Annotated in this window: 1 protein-coding gene; it reads right to left on the reverse strand. The window is 40.7% G+C overall.

What is annotated here, in order from left to right; all coding sequences use genetic code 11:
* Positions 1–296, reverse strand: a 296-nt coding sequence (locus ACF91D_RS32275) for a family 1 glycosylhydrolase (RefSeq protein WP_392438783.1), incomplete at its 3' end; no start/stop codon positions are given.
* Positions 297–391 lie beyond the last annotated feature (95 nt).

Consider the following 391-nt stretch of genomic DNA (forward strand, 5'->3'; position numbering starts at 1 on the left):
TGCATAAATTGAGTTGTACGTGTGACGTCGGCAGGATCGGGACTGGCTGGATATGCAATATGTCCGTTATACATCATACCAACTTGATATGCCCCACTCATATCGTGAGCAAGTTGCACCGCTTTAGCACTTGCCAGAAACTGATGATATGCAGCAGTCATCCTAGCTTGTTCAGTATCTTCTTGAATACCACCAGCCATCCAAGGTTTCGTTGACATCACATTAATTTCGTTAAACGTAATCCAATATTTCACTTTTCCCTGATAACGCTGAAACACTGTTTCACAGTAATTCATAAAATAATCTACAACCTCACGGCTTACCACGAGCCATATTTTTGCAAACCTAATGGCGTTTCAAAATGGGAAAACGTCACAATTGGTTATATGTT

Source organism: Staphylococcus sp. 231237_7MaSpsaltlick (assembly GCF_043107035.1).